Source organism: Mycobacterium sp. (assembly GCF_040398885.1).
Classification (GTDB): domain Bacteria; phylum Actinomycetota; class Actinomycetes; order Mycobacteriales; family Mycobacteriaceae; genus Mycobacterium.
On sequence record NZ_JBBATF010000234.1, the window covers coordinates 1 to 3,380 of the forward strand.

General features: G+C 67.9%; 4 protein-coding genes. 2 read left to right on the forward strand and 2 right to left on the reverse strand.

All coding sequences use genetic code 11. From position 1 onward, the window contains the following. The coding region (locus ADBZ5U_RS15220; RefSeq protein ID WP_526811588.1) for an AMP-binding protein at positions 1-1,043 on the forward strand (1,043 nt) is incomplete at its 5' end. Positions 1,044-1,054: 11 nt separating this feature from the next. Further along, entirely contained in the window at positions 1,055-1,690 is a 636-nt protein-coding gene (locus ADBZ5U_RS15225) for a GAP family protein (protein ID WP_526811590.1), read from the forward strand. Between the two features lie 3 nt (positions 1,691-1,693). On the opposite strand, the gene pe is transcribed toward ADBZ5U_RS15225, so the two are convergent. Together pe and ADBZ5U_RS15235 are read right to left on the reverse strand one after the other, a co-directional pair. Then, on the reverse strand, positions 1,694-2,833 hold the full coding sequence (gene pe / locus ADBZ5U_RS15230) for an acyltransferase PE (RefSeq protein WP_526811594.1): 1,140 nt from the start codon (positions 2,831-2,833) through the stop codon (positions 1,694-1,696). Further along, positions 2,830-3,380: MMPL family transporter (locus ADBZ5U_RS15235; protein ID WP_526811592.1), on the reverse strand; the 551-nt coding region annotated here is incomplete at its 5' end. The genes ADBZ5U_RS15235 and pe, both read right to left, overlap by 4 nt.

Here is a 3,380-nt window from a genome sequence, read left to right on the forward strand (position 1 = left end):
CGATCCTCGACGGCTGCGGAGCCGACCTGATGAGCCCGTTGGGTTTCCTGGCCCGACCGTCGCGGTGGGTGCAGGCGATGTCCCGGAACGGAAAGGCGTTCTCGGCGGCGCCCAACTTCGCCTTCGACCTCACCGCGCGGCGCACCTCCGACGCCGAGATGGACGGCCTCGACCTCACCGGCCTGCTGGGAATCATCAACGGCGCGGAGCGCATCCACCCCTCGACCCTCGTCCGGTTCAACCAGCGCTTCGGGGCGAAAGGCTTCCGGCCCGAGATGGTGCTGCCCTCCTACGGGCTGGCCGAGGCGACCGTCTACGTCGCCAGTGGCAGCAACGGGCGTGCGCCCGAAGTGGTCGAGTTCGACACCGACCAACTGACCGTCGGCACCGCCGTCCGCAAACCCGGCGGGGCGCCGTTGCTCCGCTACGGACTGCCGACGTCCCCGCGGGTGCTGATCATCGACCCCGACACCCATCAGCCGTGCCCGGACGGCACCGTCGGAGAGATCTGGACCCACGGCGAGAACGTCGCCGGAGGATACTGGCGCAAGCCGGAGCAGACCGGGTCGGCGTTCGGCGCAACCCTGGTGGGCCCGCCCGGCGACACCCCGGCGACGAACTGGCTGCGCACCGGAGACCGCGGCTTCGTCTCCGAGGGAGAGCTTTTCATCGTCGGCCGGATCAAGGACATGCTCATCGTGCGCGGCCGCAACCACTACTCCGAGGACATCGAGGCGACCGTGCAGAAGATCACCCGGGGACGGGTGGCGGCGATCGCGGTCGCTGACGACAACGCGGCCTCCGACGAGCAGACCGAGAAACTGGTCACCGTCGTCGAACTGAAGAACGGCGACGACGCCGACATGCTGACAGAGCTGAAAAGCGATGTGGTCGCGGCAATTTCGCGCGCACACGGCTTGCAGGTCGCCGACATCGTGCTCGTCGAACCGGGCTCGATCCCGACCACAACCAGCGGCAAGATCCGTCGCTCGGCATGCGCCGAGCAGCATCGGCAGGGCCGCTTCGTACGACTGGACGCGTAGCCGACGCTGCGATGTGGATCACCCTGCTGGTGATGGCCCTCGCGGTCAGCCTGGAGCCGTTCCGTCTCGGCATGACCGTCATGATGCTGAACCGTCCGCGGCCGGTGCTGCAGTTGGCCGCATTTCTGTCCGGCGGCTTCCTGATGGGTTTGTCGGTGGGCGCGGTGGTGCTGTTCGCGGTCCGACCCCGGCTTCCGCAATCCGCCCACCTCACCCTGCCCAAGGTGCAGATCGCCATCGGGTTGGCAGCACTGCTGGCGGCGGCGATCGTGGCGGCCACCAAGGGACGCACCCGCACCCCGCCCGCCTGGCTGACCCGGTTGCTCGGCGGCCAGTCGCTGTGGGTGGCCGGCGGCGCCGGACTTGGCATCGCGCTGCCGTCGGTCGACTACCTGGCGGCACTGGCGGTCATCGCAGCCGCCGGCGTCGCCCCCGCCACCCAGTTCTCGGCCCTGGTGATGTTCAACGTGGTGGCTTTCGCCCTGGTGGAGATCCCCCTGGTGGCCTATCTGGTGACGCCCGAGCGCACGAGTGCGGCGATGACCCGGTTGCACCTGTGGATTCGCACCCGGCCCCGCAACGGGGTCGCCGGGATCCTGGCGGCGGTGGGCGGCGTGCTGGTGACCGTCGGCCTGCTCGCGGGGTGAGGGTCAGCCGCCCGGCCCGCCGAAGGTGCCCAGCAATGCGAGCATCTGCGAGATCGGGTCGGTGCCCACTCCCTCGCCGAATGTCGCCGTGGTTGCCGGAGCGGTGACTTCAGCAGGGTCATAGCCGTTGACCGGATCCACCGCGATGGGGGCGGTCGCCGGGTCGTCGTTGCGGGAGTACCCGGCGTCGACCATCGGCTGCAATATCGCGTCCAGTCGGTTCAACGTGCCCTCGTCCACACCGAGGTATTTGAACGGCATCACCAATGGAAGGTGTTGCTGGGGAATCATGAACGTCGTCGTCTTGCCGCCCCGGGAGTTCACGGTGGTCCGGATGTTGCGGGCAGGGACATTGCTCGGGTTGGTGAATGCCACGGCGGTGTGACCGGTGGCCAGACCGGCTATCGAGTTGATCACCGACATCCAATTGTCCGGCCGGTCCGGCCAGTCGGCGATGCTGTCGTAGGGGGAGACGAACGAGTACGTGTCGTATTGACTCTCCACCGGGGCCGGGATGGCGAACTCCATGGCGGGGACCACGGCCCCCACCGCGAAGTTCTGTCTGAGAAACCCGTCGCCGAAGGCGTGCTGACCGATCGGATCCCCGAAGACCGCGAACGTCAACCGGTCCGGTGGCGGAGCGTTGGGATCCGCGGCCAGCCGGGCCTGCACGGCGTTGACGACCATCGCGCCCTCCGACAGCCCGAGGACGGTCCCGGGGCCGTCCCGGTTGACCGTCTGGATGACGTTCTCGGCGCCCTCGACCACCGACTCGCCGATGGTCGGACCGTCCAGCCCGAGATCGGCATTCCGCCTGTCCCACTCGCCGATTCCGGGGAAAAGCTGCTCGAGGGTGCGGCCCTGAATCTGGCCGGCGGGGTAGTCGATCTTCTGGCGCTGCAGACCGGGGAACCATTGCTCACCGGTCATCCGGATGTATTCGTCGTAGGGGATGCCCTTCACGTGGGCGCCACCAAGACCGTATCCGCGCGGGGGCGTGCCCTCCAAGGTGGTCGCGGTGTCCCCGAGGTCGACCTGGGCGCCGTCCTGGGAGGGCTCTTCGGCGTGGGCCACCCGCGACACCGGGCCCGTGCCGACGCCGACAGCCCCCAGCGCGATGATTGCCGCGAGTAGCTTCTTCATGCCCCAGCGCTCCCGTGCGATGTCACTCGTGACGGCCACCAGTTCGCCTTTCCGAACAGGGTGGCCAAGGCAGGCACCAGGACGGTCCGCACGAGGAAGGTGTCCAGCAGGATCCCGGCGCCGATGACAAAGCCACCCTGGACCACGGTACCAATGCTGGAGAACAACAGGCCCCACATGGAGGCGGCGAAGATCACCCCCGCCGCCGTGATGACACCCCCGGTCGACGACAACGTCCGGATGATGCCGTACCGGGTGCCGTGCGGGGACTCGTCGCGTAATCGCGACGCGAAGAGCAGGTTGTAGTCGGCCCCCACCGCGACCAAAACCACGAAGGCCAGGGGCGGCACCGTCCAATGCAACTGCTGATCGAAGAAGTGCCCGAAGACCAGCACGCCGATGCCGATGGCGGCGAAGTACGAGATCACCACGGAACCAACCAGATACAGCGGTGCGACGATCGCGCGCAGTAGCACCATCAGCGTCAGCAGGACGACGATGACGGTGGCGATCACGATGAACCGGATGTCGTCGCGGTAGTAGTCCC

Bases quoted from the DNA above. Each gene is read 5' to 3' on its own strand.
- ADBZ5U_RS15225 (WP_526811590.1), top strand. From the start codon at position 1,055: ATGTGGATCACCCTGCTGGTGATGGCCCTCGCGGTCAGCCTGGAGCCG.
- pe (WP_526811594.1), bottom strand. From the start codon at position 2,833: ATGAAGAAGCTACTCGCGGCAATCATCGCGCTGGGGGCTGTCGGCGTC.